Raw genomic sequence first — 2,439 nt, 5'->3', positions numbered from 1 at the left:
CCCCGCCAAGCTGAATAATAGAAATAGTTATACCAAAAGCCTGCAATATAAAAGGCCCTACAAACAAAATACAAACACAAAAACCAAATGCGTAAAATGTTATTTTTCGTACCGCATTTCTTTTTTGAATCGGCGTAAGATTTTTCAAATATGGGCTTATCAAAAAGGCAGATCCTAAAGGATTGATAACAGGAAACAAAGCAATTATTCCCATAAAAACCAAGTTAACAAATGAACTGTTAAAAATATTTGCATCTAACATATTAGTCAATAATAAAATTAAAAATTTGGTTTGGCATTCTTTCATTCAATTTTTAATTCGATCATAATAGAATATCTCTAACAAAAGAATGAAAAATTGAAAATTACAATAATTTTAGTTTAGATACCAACTTCGTTCTTGATAAATATACATTTATTGAACAAGAACCATTCTTGCAAAACATCAATAGTTTCCTAGATGAACAAATCAGAATCAACTAACAACACTGAAAAATTATTGACATGTAATTGCAAATCGACACTAAATGTTATACTTTTAAGAGTAAAAAGCAGGTCGCATTTTACTTTTCATAATATTAAAAAAAATGGATAAAGAGACTAAACAAGTGATAAGTGAACACATGGCAAATGAAAGAACATTTCTGGCATGGGTTCGAACAGGCATCGGGATTATGGTCTTTGGGTTTGTCATTGTAAAATTCTCTTTATTTGTCAACCAATTACCTGCCAGTTTTTTTCAAAAAGCCAATGTTACAAGAAACAGCTTTACTAATTTTATGGGTATAGGTTTCGTTTTAACAGGCACTCTTGTCATATTACTATCCTATTTTAAATACAAAAAAACATATAAACAGTTACAGAAAGGAGAATACTTTTATTCTACCGGATTATTAACGGCAGTAACAGTTATTATATCTTTAATGAGCATTCTTCTCATAGGATATTTAATTATGGCTGCATACCCCTCAGACTTTTGATTCATTCTATTCTTTGCTATTGAAATGATTTCTGTTTGCAAAACACAGATCGTTGATGAATTAACGCATTTGAATCTCTACTGAGTCAAATTCTATGTATAAACTATTTTAAATAAACATCCCCTTCATCAACAGCGCTTTTATATCGCTTATAATTTATTACATCGTAAGAAGAACCAATAAAACGCAATTGCATTAATTTTTACAATGATTTTTCAATACAGAATATAATATTTTTTGAGAAATCAGGTTATTAATACTATTAAAAGGCTTCTCCAATACGGAAATAAAGTCCCCAATCTCCTTTGCCTACAGCCCCGTCTAATCCTACATTAAATTTTTCATTTTTAAATGCCTTATAACGATATCCTACACCACCTCCAGGATATAATTTCCAATTAAAATCATTTGTATCAGATCCGTAAATCGTAGCAACCCCTGCAAATCCAACTAGACCCATTTTTTTATTAAAGTTGTACCTGTATTCCCCTTGTAAATCAATAAGCCCATCGCCACGATATTTTCCTTCAGAGTATCCCCTGATATCTTTACTTCCAATGACCACTTGCTGTTCAAATGCTATATTTCCTAACCCGAACTTACCCGAAAAACGGAAAGCCAATACATCAGTTCCATGTCGTATGGGAAAATAGGAGTTGTACTCTGAGAAAATTTTATTTGCACTGACATCATTTCCAAACCATGTTGGATAACTTAACCAGCGTAATTTTATTTTATTTCCTTTGGTTGGATAATAAACAGCATCACGAGTATCATAAAACATAATTACCTGTAAACCATTTGTATGAGTAACAGAAGATGGCTCAACATCATCCTCATAATTTGTATCATAATGTGCATAAGTATAACCCAAACCAGCATATAAAGACTTTATTACTTTACGTTGCAAAGAGAAGTTTATCATGGTGGCTTTGGTTCCGTAATCATAAAAATCAGGGACGTCAACATCATCTACATAATACTGTGCGTTCTTATTACCTGTTGCAAAAAATAATTGAGCCCGCCAGTTATCTTCTTTAAAATACCATCTATTAAAAGAGGCAATAAAATAAGATTTATTGGTGGTATAAACAGCCGAAACACCAGATAAGGATTTAGAAGAAATAGTATCGGTCTTGTCAAGTTTGTACATCATCATTGGAATAGCTCCAAACATAAATTCAAGAGTCCTGTTGTAGTTAAGGTAAGGCATTACATTAAAATCAATATTCTTGACATGACTATTGGAAACAGCGGTACTATCCTCTGACTTTTTTTGCGCCCAAGACAATGAGAAATATAAGGATAGTATTATTGCTAGTATTTTCTGCATAAGACGCTATTTATTTGGGAAACATAATACATGTAAATTAAATCAAAGTAGATCAATATTGATGCATTAACGCATTTGAATTTTTACTGAGTCAATTTCTATAAAACTATTTTAAATCTCCATCAC

Annotated in this window: 3 protein-coding genes; 1 reads left to right on the top strand and 2 read right to left on the bottom strand. The window is 31.3% G+C overall.

From position 1 onward, the window contains the following. Positions 1-214, bottom strand: a 214-nt coding sequence (locus JC605_RS23555) for a MarC family protein (RefSeq protein ID WP_305069460.1), incomplete at its 3' end; no start/stop codon positions are given. A 373-nt stretch (positions 215-587) separates the two neighbouring features. Here JC605_RS23555 and JC605_RS23550 point away from each other — a divergent pair. Continuing rightward, positions 588-980, top strand: coding sequence for a YidH family protein (locus tag JC605_RS23550; RefSeq protein WP_198858521.1), 393 nt, complete (start codon positions 588-590; stop codon positions 978-980). Positions 981-1,242: 262 nt separating this feature from the next. Here the strand turns inward: JC605_RS23550 and JC605_RS23545 are convergent, their stop codons facing one another. Further along, on the bottom strand, positions 1,243-2,313 hold the full coding sequence (locus JC605_RS23545; protein WP_198858520.1) for a BamA/TamA family outer membrane protein: 1,071 nt from the start codon (positions 2,311-2,313) through the stop codon (positions 1,243-1,245). Positions 2,314-2,439: the final 126 nt, after the last annotated feature.

Origin of the sequence: Flavobacterium sp. IB48 (assembly GCF_016405855.1) — a bacterium.
Classification (GTDB): domain Bacteria; phylum Bacteroidota; class Bacteroidia; order Flavobacteriales; family Flavobacteriaceae; genus Flavobacterium; species Flavobacterium ginsengisoli.
This window is presented reverse-complemented; position numbering and strand designations above follow the sequence as displayed.

Excerpts from the sequence above, each read along its gene's own strand:
- JC605_RS23550 (WP_198858521.1), top strand. The coding sequence starts at position 588 with ATGGATAAAGAGACTAAACAAGTGATAAGTGAACACATGGCAAATGAA.
- JC605_RS23545 (WP_198858520.1), bottom strand. The coding sequence starts at position 2,313 with ATGCAGAAAATACTAGCAATAATACTATCCTTATATTTCTCATTGTCT.